Source organism: Marinicella sediminis (assembly GCF_002000055.1).
Taxonomy (GTDB): domain Bacteria; phylum Pseudomonadota; class Gammaproteobacteria; order Xanthomonadales; family Marinicellaceae; genus Marinicella; species Marinicella sediminis.
Genome location: NZ_MVBD01000003.1, coordinates 314,294 through 333,398, shown reverse-complemented (window position 1 = coordinate 333,398; position 19,105 = coordinate 314,294). Strand labels below are relative to the sequence as shown.

The following is a 19,105-nucleotide window of genomic DNA, read 5'->3' as shown; positions in this document are numbered from 1 at the left end:
TGGCTAAACTCAAGAATACAGCAATGATTATAGGGATCAATTGAAATTCTTCAACTCTGCTTGATTGCTGGATATCAAGCCGGAACCAGGTTGTTTAAAAGCACCAACAGGTCAAGTGGCAGTTGCTCAGATCAGAGCAACTGCGTCACACAATTTCAAGGCAGTTAAGGAGTGGACTTAACAGGGACTTTGATAAGGTCGATTAACTGAAGCCGTACAGGTCCATTGCACCGTACCTGAAGCTGAGAGAGTTGGCGTCCAGGTGACTGATGCCGCCAAAACCTGGGGATCTGCCACGCCTTCTGAACCAGCTGCACAATCATAACTGATATCTATCACGCCATCAGTGACCACGATCTGATTGACACAAAACCCCACGGCGTCAGCCGGGCCAATGCCGTTGTTATCATTGCTGAGGCCAGCAAATGTGCCGGTTCTGACAAATGCTTCATTGATCGCCATTTTATAAGCCGCCGACATGGCATTACCTTCACCCAATTTGGTCCGCACGCCGTAATCACGGTATGCCGGCAATGCATATGCCATCAAAATCGCCAATATAGCGATGACGATCATCAATTCGATCAATGTGAACCCTCTGTGTGTGTTTATTTTATTCATTTTGTTTCAACATTGTTTTTTTACCCATATTTATTTTTACAGCCCACTTCATGAGAGTAAACAAAGCTATAATGAAATCACCGTTTTTGATGTCTCTGGTGTTAAATTAAGCATTGCAACCTTTAAATTTCACAACAGTTGACAAATTTTGCCAAGACAAACACATATTCCATGACCGACCAACACCACGAAAAATACGATTCAACGAACCCAATCGCTCAAAAACTCATCAATCAATTCATGACCAGCATTGATTCACTGCTGACATTAACCAGTCATGACATTCAATCAGTCACTGAATGTGGCTGCGGTCAGGGTCATGTCAACAGAAGACTCGAACAGCTGTATCCGAATGCACGCATCAAAGGACTGGACATCAGTGATGCAGATTTAGCGATTGCCAATGCCGAAAAATTATCCAGCCAGACCGAGCTCTACAACAAAAGCATTTACGACATAGGTGAGCATGAAAAAGCCGACTTGGTGGTGTGTTGTGAAGTGCTTGAACATTTGGAAAATCCTGAATTGGCATTGCAAAAAATGAGCCAGTTGAATGCCAGGTATTATCTGTTCAGTGTACCCAGAGAGCCTCTCTGGCGAATATTGAACATGATGCGTGGTAAATATTGGAGCGACTGGGGGAACACACCGGATCACTGTAATCACTGGAGCAGCCGCGGATTTAAAAAGTTCGTCAATGCCGAGTTGACCATCATTGCCAGCCGTCAACCGTTGCCCTGGACCATGATACTGGCCAAGCCTGATTGAAATGTCTGAACGTCTGAAAAAAACGTCACTGCTGGTGATCAAGTCTGCAGTGGTTGTGCTGTCGGTGTATTACATTGGGCTGGTAGTGGCTCAAAACTTAACCGCAATTCACAACACAACTGTACCTGACTGGTACCTGCTTTCAGGCGTACTTGGTGGATCAGTCATGTTGTATGTCATGGCCATGATAGCTTTAATGAATGGCTGGTTATACTTATCACAACCTGAAGATAAAAAAACAATGGCCATGATTTACTTCAAGAGCCAACTCTTGAAATACACACCTGGCAATGTAATGCATTTTGTTTACCGTCACCTGCACAGTAAAAACACAGGTATCAGCCACCAGAGGTTGATCAAAGCAACCATCAGCGAAACTGTGATATTGATCAGTCTGGCATTGTTGTTAACCACTCCATTGTTGTTATGGGGATATCAACATGAACTGCTGTTGGGTTTACCTGTCACCCTGATTGTGTTGATCATTCTCGTTTTGGTCGCAACTTTCCAGATACACCAATTCATCAGCCTGAAAGTGAGCACCTGGCTTCACGTCAATCTGGTTTATTGCCTTTACTTTATGCTCATGGGTATGGTTTGCTTCCTGATCGCCCAATCGCTGAATTTCAGCCATCAACCGCTGATCACTGTTTCAGCGCTTTACGCCGCCGCCTGGGTCGCCGGCTATGTGGTACCAGGTGCTCCCGGTGGACTGGGGGTCAGAGAGGCGGCTTTTGTGTTATTGAGCAACGGCATTTACACACCTCACGAAGCGTTGATCCTCATCGCCCTGATCAGACTGATTGCCGTTGCTGGTGAAGCCATTTGTTATTTGTCAGCCAAACAACTGGCTAACTGGGTCGTTCATCATCGTCCCTAGACTGGTAAAACAGGGTGGTTATTTGTTCTGAAATCAGGCCCATCAAAAATATCATCACTGCAGTAGACAACAGCAACACACCCATGTTTGTGAACCTGCCATCAATCAGGAACGTATAAATGTAATAAATCAAACCAGTGAGAAAAAACAACACACTGGTCGGAAAGAACAGCTTCATGGGCGAATACAGGGTGCCAATTTTAAAAATAATGAGAAAAAATCGCAGACCATCTTTGAGGATGTTGATGTGGCTTTTGCCGATTCTTTTGGGGGCAAAAATGGGATGGTACCCCACTGAATATCCCACCCTAAAAAATGCCATGGTTATCGTGGTTGGGTATGAAAACCCATTGGGCAACAGGTAAAGAAACTTTCGGAATTTTCTGGCATCCACCACCCGAAACCCTGAAGTTAAGTCCTCAATGGGTTGTCCGGTCATGTACCTGGCTAACTTGTTATACAGACCATTACCCATGCCCCTGGCCAGTGAAGCCTGGGATTCACTGCTGCGGGCACCGACCACCATGTCATACCCCTTTGCAAATTGGTCCAGCATGGCCTGAATGTCTTTGGGTTGATGCTGACCATCGGCATCCATCATCACCAGGGTGTCTCCAGAAGCAGCCCTGGCTCCGGACTTGATGGCCGCTCCATTGCCTTTACTGTAGGGATGGGTAACGCATTTGACTTGCTGTTGTTGACAAATCATTGCGGTGTCATCTGTGGAGCCATCATTAACCACAATGATTTCGGCATCGGCTTGTTCCGCACGAAGTGCAGGTAACAGGGTCTGCAGGCTCTCAGCCTCATTTTTTGCCGGGATGATGATGGAAAGCTTCATGTTATTCACTCCTGAATGACTCAATTTTTTGATTCAGCTGCAAAATTTGCGCTTTTATTTTATGCCAGTCCATGCGATACCTGAACTGTTTATGGTAGGCATTCTCTGCCCGTTCCAGCATCAGTCTCGCTTGTTTGATGGCCGATTTGCTGTAAAAATCCCTGCCCGCCTCAAGCAAAACATTGATGTCCTGATCGGTGGCAAAAGTTGCCATATAGTGTTCCACCGCCTGATCGAATTCAGCGGTTTTATGGATGTGGTATTTAGCCCGATAGTATTCATTCAGGCCTACACCAAATTGCGTTGACATCACTGGATTTCGGGCAAAGTATTCGAGAGTTTCAAGCATGCGATCACCGCCCCATTGGTCATCACAGTCACCATTGACCATCACCCTGATCAGGCCATCGAATGGCAACATATCATCTTTGGTGAATCGTTGATTTTGCAAGGCTTGGTTGAACTCATCCAGCCGTTGTTCATCCATGATTTTCATGTTGCAGCGCAGCATGATGGCATTGATTTTAAGTTCCAGATCATCATGGATCAAACTGGCATCTTCAATGATCTTCAGCGCATCGCCGGGCAACCCGGATTGATCATATTGCATGGCATATAAAGTATGAACCCTGACTGATTCAGGAAACTTGCTCAGGGTTTGTTGGTTGAGAAAAGTGTTGTTTGACCAAAAGTGAACCCGCATTTGGGTCTGCATGGCAAACAGGGCAACCAGTACCAGTGGGACCAGAAAATACAACCGGGTTTGTCTGACCAAATGACTGAGCAACAAACAAACAGGCACAAACATGAACAAGGCAGGTACATAGTTCCGGTGTTCAAAATACATTTCCAGCGGAAAAATACTGGATTCAAGGATGTGCGCGGCAAAAAAGAAAAACACCACAAAAGCCAGCCATGGATAGGGCTTCCGCAACAACCAGCCACCAAGCAATAAACCAATCACAAACAGCATGGAAAACATCGTGCTGAGGGGCTGCCATGGTCGTGTCGACGTTTTGAACCCATCGGTATACACACCCTCAGTAAAATAATCCGGTATCAGTAAATGATACAGATAAACTGTCAGGGCTCTGAACTGAGTCAACAACCGTTCTGTCAGGTCAAACTCACGGTAATCATATTTATCGATGGCGCCGGGAACCTGCAACACTATCGCCAACACCAACAAGATCACCGGCACCCTGATAATCCACCAATTGGCCGTGCGGCTCATGGGCTGAAAGCCCAGCCAGCCCTGTAAAATATAAACATTAAACAAAGCCACCAGAAAAATGTACAACACGCCGTTTTCTTTACTGAGCATCGCCAGTACAGTGGCCGCCACCACAGACAACCACAGCAGCAGATACAATGGTTTGCTTTCATGCGCCAACAACCGCCTTCGAAGCAAGAAAAAAACCAGTAGCCCCAACAAGACAAACAGCGCCGGCAGCATGGCCATGCGTTGCACCACATACAAGGTTGAAGACACCAGGAATGGATTGAGCAACCACAGAGCAGTGGCTGTGAACGCCACCCAGATTGCGTGATCCTGATACCGCTGATGAGCCCTCACCACCAACCAGATCAACAGATAGAGCAAGCCACCATTGATGAGGTGAATGATCAGATTGGTGCGTTTAAATGAATAAGCTTCCGCTGGCCAATTAGTGGCATCCAGCAGAAAAGAAAACACCGAAACCGGTCGTTTCAATAACCCGGTTTCGGAGGCTGCAAAGTAATCATACAAGTGATCAAAACTGAGCTCGTCATTGATGATGGCCAGTTTGGACACGCTGGCCTGGTCATCCAGCAAAAAACCACCGGACAGGCCAGGCTTGTAAATGGAGTGCGCGATCACCAGTAACAAGACCAGTGGAACCACCACAAAAAGGAAACGTTTTATCATGCTCTGTATTGTAACCACAAGATCTTCAATTCAATTGAAATAAGCAAAAAAAAAGGGCATCCAACAGGATGCCCTTTCTTATTTAACTGTACTGTCAAATCAGCATGGATCTTGTGCTGGACGGTTTACAGTAGAAGTACAGGTCCATTGCAGGGTTCCTGAAGCACTTACAGTTGGTGTCCAAGTTACTGAAGCGGCAGCCACGTCAGCATCGTCTTCACCAGCTGAACCAGCCAGACAGTCGTATGCAATAGCGATCACACCGTCAGTTACAGTCAGGGTGCTCACACATTGACCAACCTGATCAACTGAACCGATGCCATTGGCATCATTGGTCAAACCAGCCAAATCACCAGTTCTTACGTAAGCTTCGTTGATGGCCATTTTGTAACCAGCAGCCATGGCATTACCCTCGCCCAGTTTTGTACGAACGGTGTAGTCACGGTATGCAGGCAGTGCGTAAGCCATCAGGATTGCAATAATCGCGATCACGATCATCAATTCGATCAATGTAAAACCTTGTTGATTTCTTTTCATTTCAATTTACCTCAAAAAATTAGTAGTTATTAATAATTCATCCATGTGTAAAGGTTATTGGATTCATTGCTTATTGACAAGAACACTTGTTCGTTTTTTTTCTAAAACCAGCTCTTGCAGTCAAAATGTAAACTAATTAAAGCGATTTTGTCACAATTGACCATCCAACCACATCGAATTGACACTTATTGTCAACAATCCCTTTATTATCCTGGCAAAAAAGCCCATTGTGCTAAACTTGGTGCCTCATAACCAGACAATCAGTATAACAAAAATGCAGACCGATTGGTTCAATTCTGATGATCAGACAAACTTTCTGAACAACACAAAACGGCTCAAAGCCATGCTATATAAGGGTTCAACGCGAAAAAAAAATCAGACCATGATTTTTTCCCATGTCCCTAAAACCGGTGGCACCTCGCTGGAAACCATTCTGGCAAAAAACTTTCGGCTTTCAGAAGTACTGCACATCAACGCTGCTGATCTGAACCGCTATCCGGCTCTGCTGAAGTTAAAAAAGAACCCACCTAAATTGATTTGCGGGCACCACCCCATGCACGGACTGCTGTATTCCCTGCTCGATCATCAGCCCATCATTCACTGCACGATGTTAAGACACCCTGTTGACCGTTTACTGTCTTTTTATAATTATATTTTAGGTAAAACCGATCATCCATTGCATGCAGCGAGCCAGTCATTAACCCTCAATGATTTTCTCCAACAACAACTGACCCCTGAGCTTATTAATGGACAAACCAAACGGTTCAATGGAACTTTACATGACAACAATCCAGACATTCATTCATCGCTGGATGTGGCAAAGCAAACCCTCAAAGAGTGTTTCAGTGAAGTTTGGGTTACTGAGATGTTTGATCAATGCCTGATGCAATTACAGCAACAATATGGATTCGCTGATGTGTTTTATCAGCGACAGAACGTCTCGCCAAAAACCATCACCCGCCAGGCATTACCTGATGACAGCCTCAATTTAATTTGTGAGATGAATACCGATGACCTGGCACTTTATGAATGGGTGGAACACAAGTGCCAGACAACTTTTTCGCAAGGCCACACTGCCACAGAATTGGCAGAATTCAGAAACCGGCTCAATCAATGGCAGGCACTGCTTAACCCGGAACAGGCCATTGAGCTGACCAGTCCGGGTTAAGCAACGATTCAATCAATGCACGTAAGGTGCACCGATGTCTGCCAACTGTTGTTCAAATGCCGGCAGTTCCTGTTCTGTGATTTGTTTGATTTGTTCACTCAGAGCCTGCAGTTCATCGCTGGCAATGGCCAGTGATTGACGGTGGGTTGGTGTTGGTCCATAAGTAGACAAACTGGTTCCCAGTGTCACTGCAGATAATCGCCCACCAATGGTCATTCTGGTTTTTTCGCCCACCTGTTGTTTTGAGCGATTACCATTCAACTGTCGATCCAGTGAAATCAGGCGTTGATTCAGGGTAAACCAAAGGGTATCAAGCGCACCATGTTCTGCCATGGACTGGTTCAGGGCTGATTTCAACTGCTCCATGCGCTTAAGCGATTCACTGAGTTTCTTGCCCATGACCGCCGCCTTGTGTTGTGTTGCCGACAGTTGCTGCCAGAAAGCCGCCACCTCTTCAGGTTCAGCACCAGACAAAGCACCCGTTCTCAGGGGTTTGACTTCGAAAGATTGGGGGGAACCCACAGCGGTCATTTGTCCATTGACTTCATGACTCAATGACACTTGATAAGTACCGGGAGCCACCATCATACCAGCTGGCTCTTCAGAGAACCAGCTGCCACCGCTACCCAATACCCCAACCGGGGGGTAGCGCAGATCCCAGGCCACCTGATTGAATCCTTTGTTGGCAGTACCAGCCACCCGTCTGACCACCTCACCAGCCTCGTTCTTCACGGTCAGCCAAACCTGTGGTGCTGGTTCGGTTCGCTCTGCATCAACCGCATCCCATCCTGGAAAACTGATATCTCCATTGTTTTCCATGACTTTTTTCTCGGCTTTTTTCCGACGCTTTTCAAGGGTTGTCATTTCGGTCTGCAGGTGGTAATTGAATACCGCTCCAAAAGGAGGATTTTTAGCTGTATAAAAATCATCACCCTGAGAAGCTTTTTCATTGAAGCCAAGCACAATTCTCGGCAGGTACCAGTGCGCATCACGAACCGCAAACAGTTGATCACCCAATTCAGGCTGATCATCCAAATTTCTTAACCGACTGTAATCATCAAATACATAAAAGCCCCTGCCAAAGGTGGCCATCACCAGGTCATCCTCTCGTTTTTGAATGGCCAGGTCTCTGATGGATATGGTCGGCATACCGCCTTTCATGGCACGCCACTGATCGCCTCCACTGGTGGTGACATACAGGCCAAACTCTGTGCCCAAAAACATCAGCTCGGGATCAACATGATCCTGAACCAGTCGCCAGACCAAATGATCTTTTGGCAAACCGCTGCTGATTTTTTTCCAGGACTTACCCCGGTTCTCACTTTTCAGCAAATAGGGTTGAAAGTCCCCATATTTGTGATTATCCAGCGCCACATATACAGTATCGGCATCATGTAAATCTGCTTTGATGTCATTCACAAAAGCCATGTCAGGTACACCCGGCAAGGAGCCAACTTTGATTTCCCGCCAATTCTGACCACCATTTTCAGTGACCTGGATCAGCCCATCATCTGTACCGGCATAAATCAACCCTTCAACCAGCGGAGATTCACTGATTGAAGTAAGGGTGTTGTAATTACTCATGGCCAACAGATCCCAGGGCATATCCCAACTTTGCTTGCCACCCATGATGGGTAATTCAATGCGTTCCTGATTTTTGGTCAGATCTGGAGAAATGGCTTCCCAGCTGTCACCCCGGTCATCCGACTTCCATACCCGCTGAGAACCAAAATACAATCGGGTATTGGCATGTGGACTGACCAGAATCGGGGCGTCCCAGTTAAAACGCTCTGGTTCTTCACCAGCCCCTGGTTGTGGTTGGATATAGATCATTTCTCCAGTGGTTTTATCAGCCCGCACCAGATTACCCTGCTGCCATTGGGCATAGACTATATCCGGGTTACCTGGTTCTGTGGCTGGCTGATGCCCATCTCCAAACAGCACCACGTACCAGTCAGAGTTCCTGATACCGTGTACATTGTCAGTTTGGGACGGCCCACCCTGGGTGTTGTTATCCTGCGTTCCGCCATAAATGTGATAAAAAGGTTCTGCATCATCAACAGCCAACTTGTAATATTGGGTCACTGGAAGATTGCCAATGAATTTCCACGATTCTGTCAAGTCAAAGGTTTCATACAAGCCACCATCACTGCCCACCAATACATAGTTCTCATCTGAGGCTTTGAAGGCGATGGCATGATTATCCACGTGTTTATTGGTTTCATTCATGGTCCGGTATGTCTTGCCACCATCATCCGAAATGATCATGTAATTGCTCATCAGATACAAACGATCATAATGGTGTGGCGAAGCATAAAGCTCCTGATAGTAATGAGGGCCAGTTCCTCCGGCAACAGCGTCTGACTGTTTGCTCCATGAAGCACCGCGATTGAATGATTTATAAATACCACCAGTGCGTCGTTCAAGTTCGATGGCGGCATAAATTTCGTCTGGTTTTTGTGGTGAAATCGCCAAACCTATTTTACCCATGCTGCCTTGGGGCAAACCTTTGGTCAATTTTTCCCAATGTTCACCACCGTCTTCAGATTTGTACAAGGCGGTGTTAGGACCACCACCCATATAGGCGGCTACGGTGCGGTGACGCTGCCAGGTCGCGGCATACAAGCGATCAGGATTCCTCGGGTCCATCACCACATCGGTGACCCCGGTCCATTCATCATCACCCAGCACCTTTTTCCAATCCTGACCACCATTGGTTGATTTATACAAACCTCGTTGGCCACCTTTACTCCACAATGGACCCTGAGCGGCCACCCACAAAGTTTGGCTGTCTCCGGGATGTATGACCACAGTAGAAATCCGCTCCGATTGTTTGAGCCCCATGTTTTTCCAGCTTTGACCACCGTCTTCGCTCAGGTAAATACCATCACCATAAGCTGCGTGCCGACTGCCGGTATTTTCTCCGGTTCCAACCCAAATTCGCTGGCTGTTGGAAGGATCCAACGTCACGCTTCCAATTGAATAAACCGATTGATCATCAAATACCGGCTTCCATGTGGTACCTGAATTTTCAGTCTTCCAGACTCCGCCGGAGCCGACACCCACATACCAAATATTTTCATTCTTCGGATCAATGGCAATGTCAGCGATTCTACCTGACATCAGTGCCGGGCCTATGCTTCTGAATTCAATGCCCTGGAAGGGGTCGTTCTGATCTTTGTTGTCTTTTTCCGCTGAAACCATTCCGGAATACAGCACAATCAATACCCATATTAAAACGTTCATGTTAATACCTCTCTTTTTTGTGTAGTCATCTTACATTGCATGGATACATTATTCATTAGCCTATAAGTCACAACTGTTGCCATTTTTACCTGCTTCATCATTTATAATAGACAGTCTTTAGCAAAAAATTTGACTCACCATGCAATCAATGACGGCTTTCGCCTCTCATGAACTGGAAAGTGATCCAGGCAAACTGACCTGCGAAATTCGCTCTGTCAACCAACGTTTTCTCGACCTGACCATCAAATGTCCTGAATTCCTCCGGGCCAGTGAACACACTTTCAGGAAAATGTTTAAAAACAGCTTATCCCGTGGAAAAGTCACGGTCTTTATTCGTTTCTACCCCAATGATGAGACCAGCCTCAATGAACTCAATGTTAATCATGCGTTGTTGGCTCAATTAATGAACTGTGCCGACGAGATGGCACAACAACATCAATTGAACAACAACATGCAGGTCAGTCAATACATTAACTGGCCCGAAATGATCATTCAAAAACCTTCAGACATGTCAGCGTTGAATGAGTCATCTGTGCAATTACTTGAACGGACCATACTACAATTGATTGAATCCAGAAAACGTGAAGGCCTGGAAATGAAACAAGTCCTGAAAGACCGGATCAATGATGTTGAAAAAATCAATCAAACCATCAGAACAGAGGTACCTGAGATCAATCAACAGCTGACCCAAAAAATGAAACAAAAACTGGCAGAAATTGATCTTGATGTGAATGCAGAACGTTTTGAACAGGAGCTTGCTTTTCAATTACAAAAAATTGACATTGCTGAAGAACTGGATCGCCTTGATGCACACATCAAGGAATTCAAGCGCATCCTTGAACTCGAAGAGCCTGTTGGCAGGCGTCTGGATTTCCTGGTTCAGGAATTGAACAGAGAATCCAACACCATAGGTTCCAAATCAGCCAGCATGAAGACCTCTAACGCCAGCATTGACCTTAAAGTAGCCATTGAACAAATGCGCGAACAAATTCAAAACATCGAATGACCATGACACATCAAGACTTATCAGGCACTTTATACATCGTTTCTGCACCATCAGGCACCGGCAAAACCTCTCTGGTTAATGCCCTGGTCCGTGACACAAACCATTTGAAATTATCCATTTCACACACCACCAGAACCGCCAGACCCAAAGAAATCGATGGTTACAATTATCACTTCATCAGTGAAGCCAAGTTCAAGCAAATGAAGATGGCCGGGGTATTCATGGAATCGGCCAAAGTTTTTGGCAATTATTATGGAACATCTCAGGATGCCGTACAAAAAATGCTTGATGAAGGTCACGATGTGGTTCTGGAAATTGACTGGCAAGGGGCGGAACAAATCAAAGAACGTTTCCCTGAAGCCATCAGTATCTTCATCTTACCTCCCAGTATTCAGGCATTAAAAGATCGTCTGGAAACCCGTGGACAAGACTCAACGGAAGTCATCAACAACCGCATGACTAAAGCCATTGCGGAACTGAAACATCATCACAAAGCCGATTTTCTGGTGATCAATGACGAATTTGAAGAAGCCCTGAAGAGCCTGAAGGCCATTGTTAAAGCCAACAGAATGACCACAGCCAAACAACAAATCATCAACCGAAGATTGATAGAATCATTGATCAGCGAAGCTTGATGAATTCATAACTGTGACCAGCGATGTGTTCTCCCTGGTACCTGATGACATTTTGTTTTTGTAACTGTAAACCATGTTGCTCAAATGTCAGATACCATTCAGGATCTGCCATCAGTTTATCTGAAACACTCAACATGTCCAGAGCCCGGTTACGGGAGTTTTGATATTGACTGACAAACTGAGCCACTGAGCGTCGCTGGTTCTTAAGTGTCTGGTTGGGCATGGAAATCAATTGCACCATGGACTGGCCCCACTGATTAAACAGCGGCATTGAATTGAACTGCGGCTTTTCCTTTAAATAAGAAATAAACCCATTGAGCCGATTCTTAAAACCATTGACGGTGGATTTACCACTGCCAAATTGGGCCAAATCCTCCCATGCATTGGCTTGATCGAACAACTGATATACCTGCTCTTCCTGACGCATGTAACTGAGTATGGCCGTGTCTGCAGCATGTGCAACAAACACCAAACGACCTTGCGGTTTAAGTAAATATGAGATTGCTTTGGCCGCGCCTTCAGTATCACAGTATTCAATACCATATTGACTGACAATCAGGTCATATATTGGATCAAGCTTTTGGTCCAGTTCTTCAACCAATGTACCTGCAATAAAATGAATGTCATCAATTACTTCACGTTTATTTGGATGGTGTCGCAGCACCACTTGCGGATTGATGTCACTGGCATCCACAGCAGTCACGTGTATTTCTTTAGCATTACTGACAGCGATTTCTTTCAATAAAATGGCCACTGCACCATTACCGGTACAGACATCAAGCACTTTCATTGGAGAGGGGCTGGCAGACATCACAGAGTCCCAGAAGTCAGCCAATTCACCATCATAATTTTCTTTGAAGTCATTGGGCAATGAGGTAAGTACCCCGGTTTGCCAGTATGCAGTCCAATGTTTTTTATCCATCATATTCAGCCAATAAAAAAGGCGTACCGAAGTACGCCTTTTTCCAGTTTATCAATCTCTGTTTAGAAAGATTGAGTGTATCTGAAGTAGGTAATGCGACCATAACCATCATACAGGTTGAAGTCGTAGTCACGAGAACCTTGGTTACCTTGATCGATTGGTGGGAATTTCTCGCCGGCGTTACGAACACCAACGGTGAATTTACCGTCCCAAGGAGCAAAGTAGTTAACTTGTACGTCATGGGTAGTCCATGAACCTACAGTTTCCTGACCATCAATGTAGTTGATGTTGTAAGCCAAAGACCAATCGCCATAAGCGTATACGTTGTTCAAAACAGCGCGTTGCTCAGGCAGACCGTCAGTACCTACAATGTCATCACTCAGAGTACCGTCAGTTTGTGACAACTGTTGGTTCAGCATGTGAGAGATTTGCAGGTTGTTGGTTACGTTACCACCGAACAACTCATAGTTGAAACGGAAGTTCAGATCCAGACCACTGATTTTGTACTCACCTTGGTTACCGAAACCACGGATACATTGGGTGATACGACCAGAAGCGTCACGCTCACAGCCCAAACCAGCCGGAGCACGCTCAGGGAAGTCAATCAGGGTTTGTGAAGAGAAACCACGGATACGGTTATCAATTTCAATATCAAAGTAGTCAACAGTCATGTTGAACCAGTCAGTTGGCTCATAAGCCACACCGATGGCGAACTGATCAGAAGTCTCAGCTTGCAGTGAGCTGTTAGCAATCACTTGAGCGTTGATCTGACAAGACGAGTCAGGATCACCAACTGCCAATTCACAAGTCACAGGATCACGAACAGAATCAGCTGAGAATGAAGGCTGTTGAGTCAGGATGTCCAGAGTAGGAGCACGGAAACCTTGGCCGTAAGAAGCACGAACAGTCAGGTTGTCCATTGGCTGCCATCTGAAAGAAGCTTTAGGTGAGAACTCAGAACCAAAGTCAGAGTAATCATCGTAACGACCAGCCAGATTCATTTCCAGGTTGTCCAGGATAGGAACCAATGCCTCGAAGAAAATTGAGGTCACGTCACGGTTACCACCCGCAGAGTTACCAGCTGAACCACCTACGGCGCCAGACTCAGATTGTGGATCGTATTGATCAACGTATTTCTCTTCGCGGTACTCAGCACCAATCGCCATTGAAACAGGACCGTTGGCCATGTCGAATGCATCGAAAGAAACCGTACCGTAGTACTCGTTTTGATCGTATTTAGAATCACGGAAAACAGTAATTCTCATGCGTTGCAGTGCATCTGGGTTGCCGTATGGGTTAGCCAGAGAGTATTCACCGTTTTCGATCAGTTGCTGTGCAACAGATCTCAACAGGTAGTTTCTGCCCACATCAGTACGAACGTTATTGGTGTGACGTACACCAAACTCAACTTCAGCATTACCGATCACACCAGTGGTGCCCAACAACATGTCAGTCAAAGTGGTACCAACAGTACTGTCACGAGGACCTACTGCATCAAAACGGTGCCACCAATCCATTGGTTGTGGATCCAGACCCAATGAAGGATCATACAGCGGAGAAGCTGGGTTGGTTGGGTTATTCGGGCTGGTAGGAGTCAGTGCGAAGAATACTGGGTTTGCAGGATCATCAAAGAAACGTGCATCCGGTACAGGCGCATAACGACCGAAAGAATTGGTTTTCGAATATGAAGCGTTACCAAACAGGCTCCAGTTGTCATTCACTTCATGCTCAGCTTTGGCGTAGAAAGATCTGTTTTCGATCGAAGCTTCGTCAGCACTTACTTGAGTGAAGTCATAACGACACAGGCCGTCAGCAGACTGGAAGAATGCTGTGTTAGCAGCGAAACCACAGTAGTTGTCATTGGCAGTTGGGATGAAACCGAAAGTTACACCGCCGTCAGCACCAACAACAGAGAAGTTGTTACCGAACAGAGAAGCACCAGTACCAGCAGACCAAGGCAGGTCACGGGCGAAGATGATCTCACGATCGTTCCAGGACATACCTACAGTGATGCTTGATCTGTCGCCAGCAGCACCGAACAGGATAGAACCCTCTTCACGCTCACCACCGTTGGTTGGAATAGAAACTTCCGCACCACCGATCATGATTTCAGCACCCTGGTAATCTTTACGGGTGATTACGTTCACAACACCACCGATGGCGTCAGAACCGTAAATCGCAGAAGCACCGTCAGACAGAACTTCGATACGCTCGATCGCACCCATTGGGATGGTGTTCAAGTCTTGTGTAGCACCAGTACCTGGGGCTTTGGCCAGACGACGACCGTCAACCAATACCAGAGTTCTGGAAGCACCGATACCTCTCAGGTTCAATGAAGATTCGCCCTGAGCAGAGCTACCTGATTGTGGTCTCAGTGAACCTGCACTGTTGAAAGTCAGGTTACGCAGGAAGTCAGCAGCGTTTGACTCACCACTTAATTCGATTTGTTCCCGGGTAATAACTGTTACAGGTAATGCGCCTTCAACGTCTGAACGTTTAATACGCGAACCCGTTACAGTGATTTTACCTTGCTCTTCTACGTTCTCGTCGTCTTGCGCAAGTGCGACAGTTCCGAAAGCTGAAGAAGCGATAAAACCTGTAAATAATGCTTTTTGCACAGCATTAGTAATAGGATTACGTTTCATTTTCATTTATATGTTCTCCAAATTGTTGTCCATGAGTTAACTCAAAAAATTGCATCTATATAGATTCCCTATCCGGCACATACTAACACTTTCATTTGTTAAAAAAAAGATACATTTTATTTTTTTTCACATTTTCTTAACATATTTTTATCGGTCAGTTTTTCATTATGCACAGCCACCCACTGGCTTTTTTACATTTAAGTGCTTAATAATCAACCATCTTTCTGATTTTTATGTAACTTTTACCTTTGATTAATAGCCATTTATCATTTAACAACTGACCCGAAAATAGTTGTAAAACCAGTGATTTTCCAGCCATTTCAGGCAGTTTTAGCGCCCTTGAAAGTGATAATTAAGTATAATCAAATCACAGCATCAGCGATCCACCACCAGCGGCGCGTATGATGTACCGATGACCTAGACCTGGAACCAGTAACTACCTGCTTATGAGCATTGTGAAGACCACAAGACCAACCATCCTGCTGCTGTGCCAGGCTTGTGCAGATCACTTTTTCACCTGCCCGGACTACCAACAATGATCCAACCTTTGTTTGGAGCACGCTCATGATGCCTACCCTGATCAACATCCAGTTTCTCAGGGCCATGGCGGCCATTGCCGTGCTGCTTTTTCACTTCTCCTTACAATACAACAGCATCAGCGGTTCACTGGACAACCCGCTCATGCATGCAGCTTATTGGTTGGGTTACGCCGGAGTGGATTTCTTTTTTGTGATCAGTGGCTACATCATGTGGATCACCACCAGACAACAACACCACACCAGACCGGTGCTTGATTTTGCCTTTAAACGGGCCACCCGCATATATTTTGGCTACTGGCCTTACTTTGCCTTGGCTGTGCTGATTGTCAGCCTGTATCCGGCTCTGTTAAACGACAACGTTAATGTATGGGGCTCATTCTGGCTCACTGAACCAACCACCGCCAATCTACTCATCCAGGTGGCCTGGACCTTACAATACGAACTGTATTTTTACCTGTTATTTGCTGCCATTCTGCTGTTACCTGTGCGCCACAAGCTCACCGCAATACTGATCATGATGCTGCTGATTACAGGCTTTCATGGTTGGCAGGCAATGAGTCCATCAGCAACCACCCCACCAAATTTTTGGGATTTTGCCTTTTCTCCTTACTGTCTGGAGTTTTTCGCTGGCTGCCTGATCGGACATTTCTTTGCGCACAGGCGCCTGAACTTGCTGACCCCATTGATTGGCGGACTGGGTTTGCTGGTGGCAGCTGTGGTCTTACAACAATCTGTGCTGGAAACCTCATTGATTGATCATCAGCTGGTGATTCCCAGGGTGCTGATTTTTGGCACCGCTGCGGTTTGTCTTACCATGACATTGATCGAACTGGAGCTCCGTGGTCGCCAACTGTTACCGAAATTATCCTTGCTGTTGGGCGGTGCTTCTTACAGCATCTACCTGTCACACACCCTGGTTATTGCGCTGGTCTTTGCCCTGGGCTGGCAACAATGGCTGAAAAGCAACAGCGAATATCCCTTACTGTGGTTATTCCTGATCATGCTGCTGACCATTGGCTACAGCACCTTGCACTATCGATGGATCGAACAACCCCTGATGCGCTTAGCCCGCTGGCTCAAAATCAGGTTACTGGGTTCCTGATCGCAGTCATTCACCCAGAACCGGGTGATTTTGTCTGGGAATTAAGAACAACTCTTTTTGCCGGCCATGAATATACCGGACCTGCTGCCCATCAAAAAACGCATCTTCTTCCAGCATGATGCGAATTTCTTTGTCCCATTCATTGATATAGGTGGCCGCATTCAGTTCGATGGCATAAGCGGTGTTGGCGTGCAAGGGATGGTCTCCGGTGTGTGGCACCCCGCCCTGGGAATCCCACATCCCCAGCGTGGTTCCGGCCGCGTGTCCGTAATAGCCGATGGGATGGGTATATATGGCAGGTTTGAGCCCTTCTTCAATGGCCTGTGCACGGGAGGCAGCCAGCACCTCATTGCCAGTGCGTCCGACTTGAAAATGACTGGTGAAGATATCCTGTAAGCGATTGGCGTTTTGTAAAGCCCGGCTGAGGTATGCCGGTGCCGCGGTTTCACCGGGCCTGAGCACGTAGGCATGTTGCTGGGTATCGGTGTTCAGGCGCAGGTAAGTGATACCAAAATCCACATGCAGCAGATCACCCGGCTGAATGATGTTTTCCGCTGGCCGTTTATCAAAGGTGCGCAAATGATCGAATTGTGCCTTGTCCTGCCGCTGAATCGACACTGAAGGATGAAACCAGGTGTCCAGCTTCAGGGCTTTGACGCGTTCTCGGTACCACCAGACCAGGTCTTCAGTGGTGGTCACGCCGGGTTGAACGGCCACCTCAGATAAACCTTCTGCCAGGATGAAGTGCGCCATACGTACAACCTGTGGGTAAACCACCATTTCAGCCGGGGTCCTGGTTTCAATCCAGTTCACCGCCAGGGTTTCGGCACTGGTCAGGCGCTTGCGGTATTTTTTTGGCAGTTGATCAATAAAAGCCTGGTGCTCACTGTAAGTCAGCCCATCGGCCTGCGCAAAATGACCGGACATGTTCAACCCAATGGTTCTGGGATCTTTCTGTTTGATGATATCCACCAACCGTTGCCATTGGTCTGGTTGCTGTTCCTTGTCCCAGGCTTTTTTGAACACCATGCCCACATCATAGCGGGCCACCGCCAGGGTTTCGAGCTCCTGATCTTTGCCTGGGTCATAAATCACCAGAATGGTGCGTCTTCTGGCAGCATGCCAGATGGCAGGCAAAAATGTTCTGATCACCGGGTCTTCATTGTATTCACGGGCCATCACGATCCACATATCAATACCGTTTTGGCGCATCAGACCGGGCAGCACCGTACGCACTTTGTCTTCCAGCAAGCGGTCAATCACCGCCGCCTGTTGTTTCAGGGGCAGAATTTTGGGTATTTCGGCCAAAACCAGGCTGCCAGCAAACAACAGAACCAGGGTGAAAACATGTTTCATGGGATCTCCTTTTTAGTGTGATCGGTAGGAATGATTTGGCTGTTGCCGGGTTGATGAAAAAAATCTGCCCCAACTTGCTTCAAGGCTGCCGGCGCATTGTTCGGCACATGCACCCCAATGGCACTTGCGGCATGAATGCGTTGTTCAAGGATGTGCCGGCCATCCGGAGTCAGCATAAACCAGTAAGGCGGAAAGGCCTGGTCAGTGGTTTTGGCCTCCCAGTGTTCAGCCCAAGGTTTGAAGTGAAGGTCATCAGGATCAGCATCACCCATGTGCATCACCGTGACTGCCTCGTTCAGGGTTACCCGATAGACCAGGTTGGCCACATGGGCCCTGCCGGGCCAACCTGCATGAGGAATGCGCACCACATCAACTGCGACTTGCCCCAAAGTCAGGCTGACCGGCGCATCGCCATAAGCCAGATCAATGGCATGCACCTGACCGGCTATGGCTGCATAACCATCCAGGGCCTGAAGCTCATGTACCGCCTGAACAGGCGCCACCAGCCGGGTTTCAGCAAAAGTCGTCAGGTACAGCAACAAATCCCCGGCATCAAAATGATCCCCATGGGCATGACTGATCAAGATGACCTCAATACCGGCATAGGCTTCACTGCCACTCATCAAAGCGCCTCGGATGTCTTCAGGGACCAATTGATACTGACCAAAATGCTGATGAAAAAAAGGATCAAACAACACCTGGGTTTGTTGGTGACTGATCATCAGCGCGGTGTTTCCCAGGTAAGTGACCTCTGGTTGATCTGTGCTGAAGGCTTGTTGGGTGAAACCCAAAAGACCGAGTATTAACAATGTGTATGTGCTCATGACGATACATTATATATACACCATACCGTGATCGGCCAGTTGTTTGCATGCCCTTTGGAGTCAGACTTGTTTGGGCCAGTGAAAAAAAACCTCACCCACACTGAAA

General features: G+C 46.8%; 15 protein-coding genes. 6 read left to right on the top strand and 9 right to left on the bottom strand.

All coding sequences use genetic code 11. From position 1 onward, the window contains the following. Positions 1 to 177: 177 nt before the first annotated feature. A complete protein-coding gene (locus tag B0475_RS17970) occupies positions 178 to 621 on the bottom strand; it encodes a pilin (protein WP_077410941.1) in 444 nt (147 codons plus the stop codon). 171 nt (positions 622 to 792) lie between these two features. Between B0475_RS17970 and B0475_RS06250 the strand changes: the two genes are divergently transcribed. Both B0475_RS06250 and B0475_RS06245 read left to right on the top strand, forming a co-directional pair. Then, positions 793 to 1,389 carry a class I SAM-dependent methyltransferase gene (locus tag B0475_RS06250; RefSeq protein ID WP_077410902.1) on the top strand — a complete coding sequence of 199 codons (597 nt, stop codon included), beginning with the start codon at positions 793 to 795 and terminating at the stop codon, positions 1,387 to 1,389. A gap of 1 nt (position 1,390) precedes the next feature. After that, the gene (locus B0475_RS06245) at positions 1,391 to 2,269 is read left to right on the top strand and encodes a lysylphosphatidylglycerol synthase domain-containing protein (RefSeq protein WP_077410901.1); all 879 of its coding nucleotides are present in this window, start codon (positions 1,391 to 1,393) and stop codon (positions 2,267 to 2,269) included. Here the strand turns inward: B0475_RS06245 and B0475_RS06240 are convergent. From B0475_RS06240 to B0475_RS06230, 3 genes are all read right to left on the bottom strand, one after another. Continuing rightward, positions 2,241 to 3,110 carry a glycosyltransferase family 2 protein gene (locus tag B0475_RS06240; RefSeq protein ID WP_077410900.1) on the bottom strand — a complete coding sequence of 290 codons (870 nt, stop codon included), beginning with the start codon at positions 3,108 to 3,110 and terminating at the stop codon, positions 2,241 to 2,243. The genes B0475_RS06245 and B0475_RS06240 overlap by 29 nt on opposite strands. 1 nt (position 3,111) lies before the next feature. After that, on the bottom strand, positions 3,112 to 5,019 hold the full coding sequence (locus B0475_RS06235) for a hypothetical protein (protein WP_077410899.1): 1,908 nt from the start codon (positions 5,017 to 5,019) through the stop codon (positions 3,112 to 3,114). A 99-nt stretch (positions 5,020 to 5,118) separates the two neighbouring features. Continuing rightward, entirely contained in the window at positions 5,119 to 5,556 is a 438-nt protein-coding gene (locus B0475_RS06230; RefSeq protein ID WP_077410898.1) for a pilin, read from the bottom strand. A 274-nt stretch (positions 5,557 to 5,830) separates the two neighbouring features. On the opposite strand from B0475_RS06230, the gene B0475_RS06225 reads away from it, so the two are divergent. Then, on the top strand, positions 5,831 to 6,724 hold the full coding sequence (locus tag B0475_RS06225) for a sulfotransferase family 2 domain-containing protein (RefSeq protein WP_077410897.1): 894 nt from the start codon (positions 5,831 to 5,833) through the stop codon (positions 6,722 to 6,724). Between the two features lie 12 nt (positions 6,725 to 6,736). On the opposite strand, the gene B0475_RS06220 is transcribed toward B0475_RS06225, so the two are convergent. Then, on the bottom strand, positions 6,737 to 9,970 hold the full coding sequence (locus B0475_RS06220) for a VPS10 domain-containing protein (protein ID WP_077410896.1): 3,234 nt from the start codon (positions 9,968 to 9,970) through the stop codon (positions 6,737 to 6,739). A 139-nt stretch (positions 9,971 to 10,109) separates the two neighbouring features. Between B0475_RS06220 and B0475_RS06215 the strand changes: the two genes are divergently transcribed. Beyond that, positions 10,110 to 10,976, top strand: coding sequence for a YicC/YloC family endoribonuclease (locus tag B0475_RS06215; RefSeq protein WP_077410895.1), 867 nt, complete (start codon positions 10,110 to 10,112; stop codon positions 10,974 to 10,976). 2 nt (positions 10,977 to 10,978) lie between these two features. Then, on the top strand, positions 10,979 to 11,611 hold the full coding sequence (gene gmk / locus B0475_RS06210) for a guanylate kinase (RefSeq protein ID WP_077410940.1): 633 nt from the start codon (positions 10,979 to 10,981) through the stop codon (positions 11,609 to 11,611). Here gmk and B0475_RS06205 read toward each other — a convergent pair. Beyond that, on the bottom strand, positions 11,598 to 12,536 hold the full coding sequence (locus tag B0475_RS06205; protein ID WP_077410894.1) for a class I SAM-dependent methyltransferase: 939 nt from the start codon (positions 12,534 to 12,536) through the stop codon (positions 11,598 to 11,600). The genes gmk and B0475_RS06205 overlap by 14 nt on opposite strands. Positions 12,537 to 12,595: 59 nt before the next feature. After that, a complete protein-coding gene (locus B0475_RS06200; RefSeq protein WP_232781847.1) occupies positions 12,596 to 15,151 on the bottom strand; it encodes a TonB-dependent receptor plug domain-containing protein in 2,556 nt (851 codons plus the stop codon). A gap of 591 nt (positions 15,152 to 15,742) precedes the next feature. On the opposite strand from B0475_RS06200, the gene B0475_RS06195 reads away from it, so the two are divergent. After that, entirely contained in the window at positions 15,743 to 16,819 is a 1,077-nt protein-coding gene (locus B0475_RS06195) for an acyltransferase family protein (protein WP_077410893.1), read from the top strand. A gap of 6 nt (positions 16,820 to 16,825) precedes the next feature. On the opposite strand, the gene B0475_RS06190 is transcribed toward B0475_RS06195, so the two are convergent. Next, positions 16,826 to 18,175 (bottom strand): M24 family metallopeptidase, encoded by a 1,350-nt coding sequence (locus B0475_RS06190; protein ID WP_077410892.1) that lies wholly within the window; start codon positions 18,173 to 18,175, stop codon positions 16,826 to 16,828. Then, complete coding sequence (locus B0475_RS06185; RefSeq protein WP_077410891.1) at positions 18,172 to 18,999, bottom strand: MBL fold metallo-hydrolase; 828 nt, start codon at positions 18,997 to 18,999, stop codon at positions 18,172 to 18,174. Before B0475_RS06185 ends, B0475_RS06190 begins: the two co-directional genes overlap by 4 nt. Positions 19,000 to 19,105 lie beyond the last annotated feature (106 nt).

Excerpts from the sequence above, each read along its gene's own strand:
- B0475_RS17970 (WP_077410941.1), bottom strand. The coding sequence starts at position 621 with ATGAATAAAATAAACACACACAGAGGGTTCACATTGATCGAATTGATG.
- B0475_RS06250 (WP_077410902.1), top strand. The coding sequence starts at position 793 with ATGACCGACCAACACCACGAAAAATACGATTCAACGAACCCAATCGCT.
- B0475_RS06245 (WP_077410901.1), top strand. The coding sequence starts at position 1,391 with ATGTCTGAACGTCTGAAAAAAACGTCACTGCTGGTGATCAAGTCTGCA.
- B0475_RS06240 (WP_077410900.1), bottom strand. The coding sequence starts at position 3,110 with ATGAAGCTTTCCATCATCATCCCGGCAAAAAATGAGGCTGAGAGCCTG.
- B0475_RS06235 (WP_077410899.1), bottom strand. The coding sequence starts at position 5,019 with ATGATAAAACGTTTCCTTTTTGTGGTGGTTCCACTGGTCTTGTTACTG.
- B0475_RS06230 (WP_077410898.1), bottom strand. The coding sequence starts at position 5,556 with ATGAAAAGAAATCAACAAGGTTTTACATTGATCGAATTGATGATCGTG.
- B0475_RS06225 (WP_077410897.1), top strand. The coding sequence starts at position 5,831 with ATGCAGACCGATTGGTTCAATTCTGATGATCAGACAAACTTTCTGAAC.
- B0475_RS06220 (WP_077410896.1), bottom strand. The coding sequence starts at position 9,970 with ATGAACGTTTTAATATGGGTATTGATTGTGCTGTATTCCGGAATGGTT.
- B0475_RS06215 (WP_077410895.1), top strand. The coding sequence starts at position 10,110 with ATGCAATCAATGACGGCTTTCGCCTCTCATGAACTGGAAAGTGATCCA.
- gmk (WP_077410940.1), top strand. The coding sequence starts at position 10,979 with ATGACACATCAAGACTTATCAGGCACTTTATACATCGTTTCTGCACCA.
- B0475_RS06205 (WP_077410894.1), bottom strand. The coding sequence starts at position 12,536 with ATGATGGATAAAAAACATTGGACTGCATACTGGCAAACCGGGGTACTT.
- B0475_RS06195 (WP_077410893.1), top strand. The coding sequence starts at position 15,743 with ATGATGCCTACCCTGATCAACATCCAGTTTCTCAGGGCCATGGCGGCC.
- B0475_RS06190 (WP_077410892.1), bottom strand. The coding sequence starts at position 18,175 with ATGAAACATGTTTTCACCCTGGTTCTGTTGTTTGCTGGCAGCCTGGTT.
- B0475_RS06185 (WP_077410891.1), bottom strand. The coding sequence starts at position 18,999 with ATGAGCACATACACATTGTTAATACTCGGTCTTTTGGGTTTCACCCAA.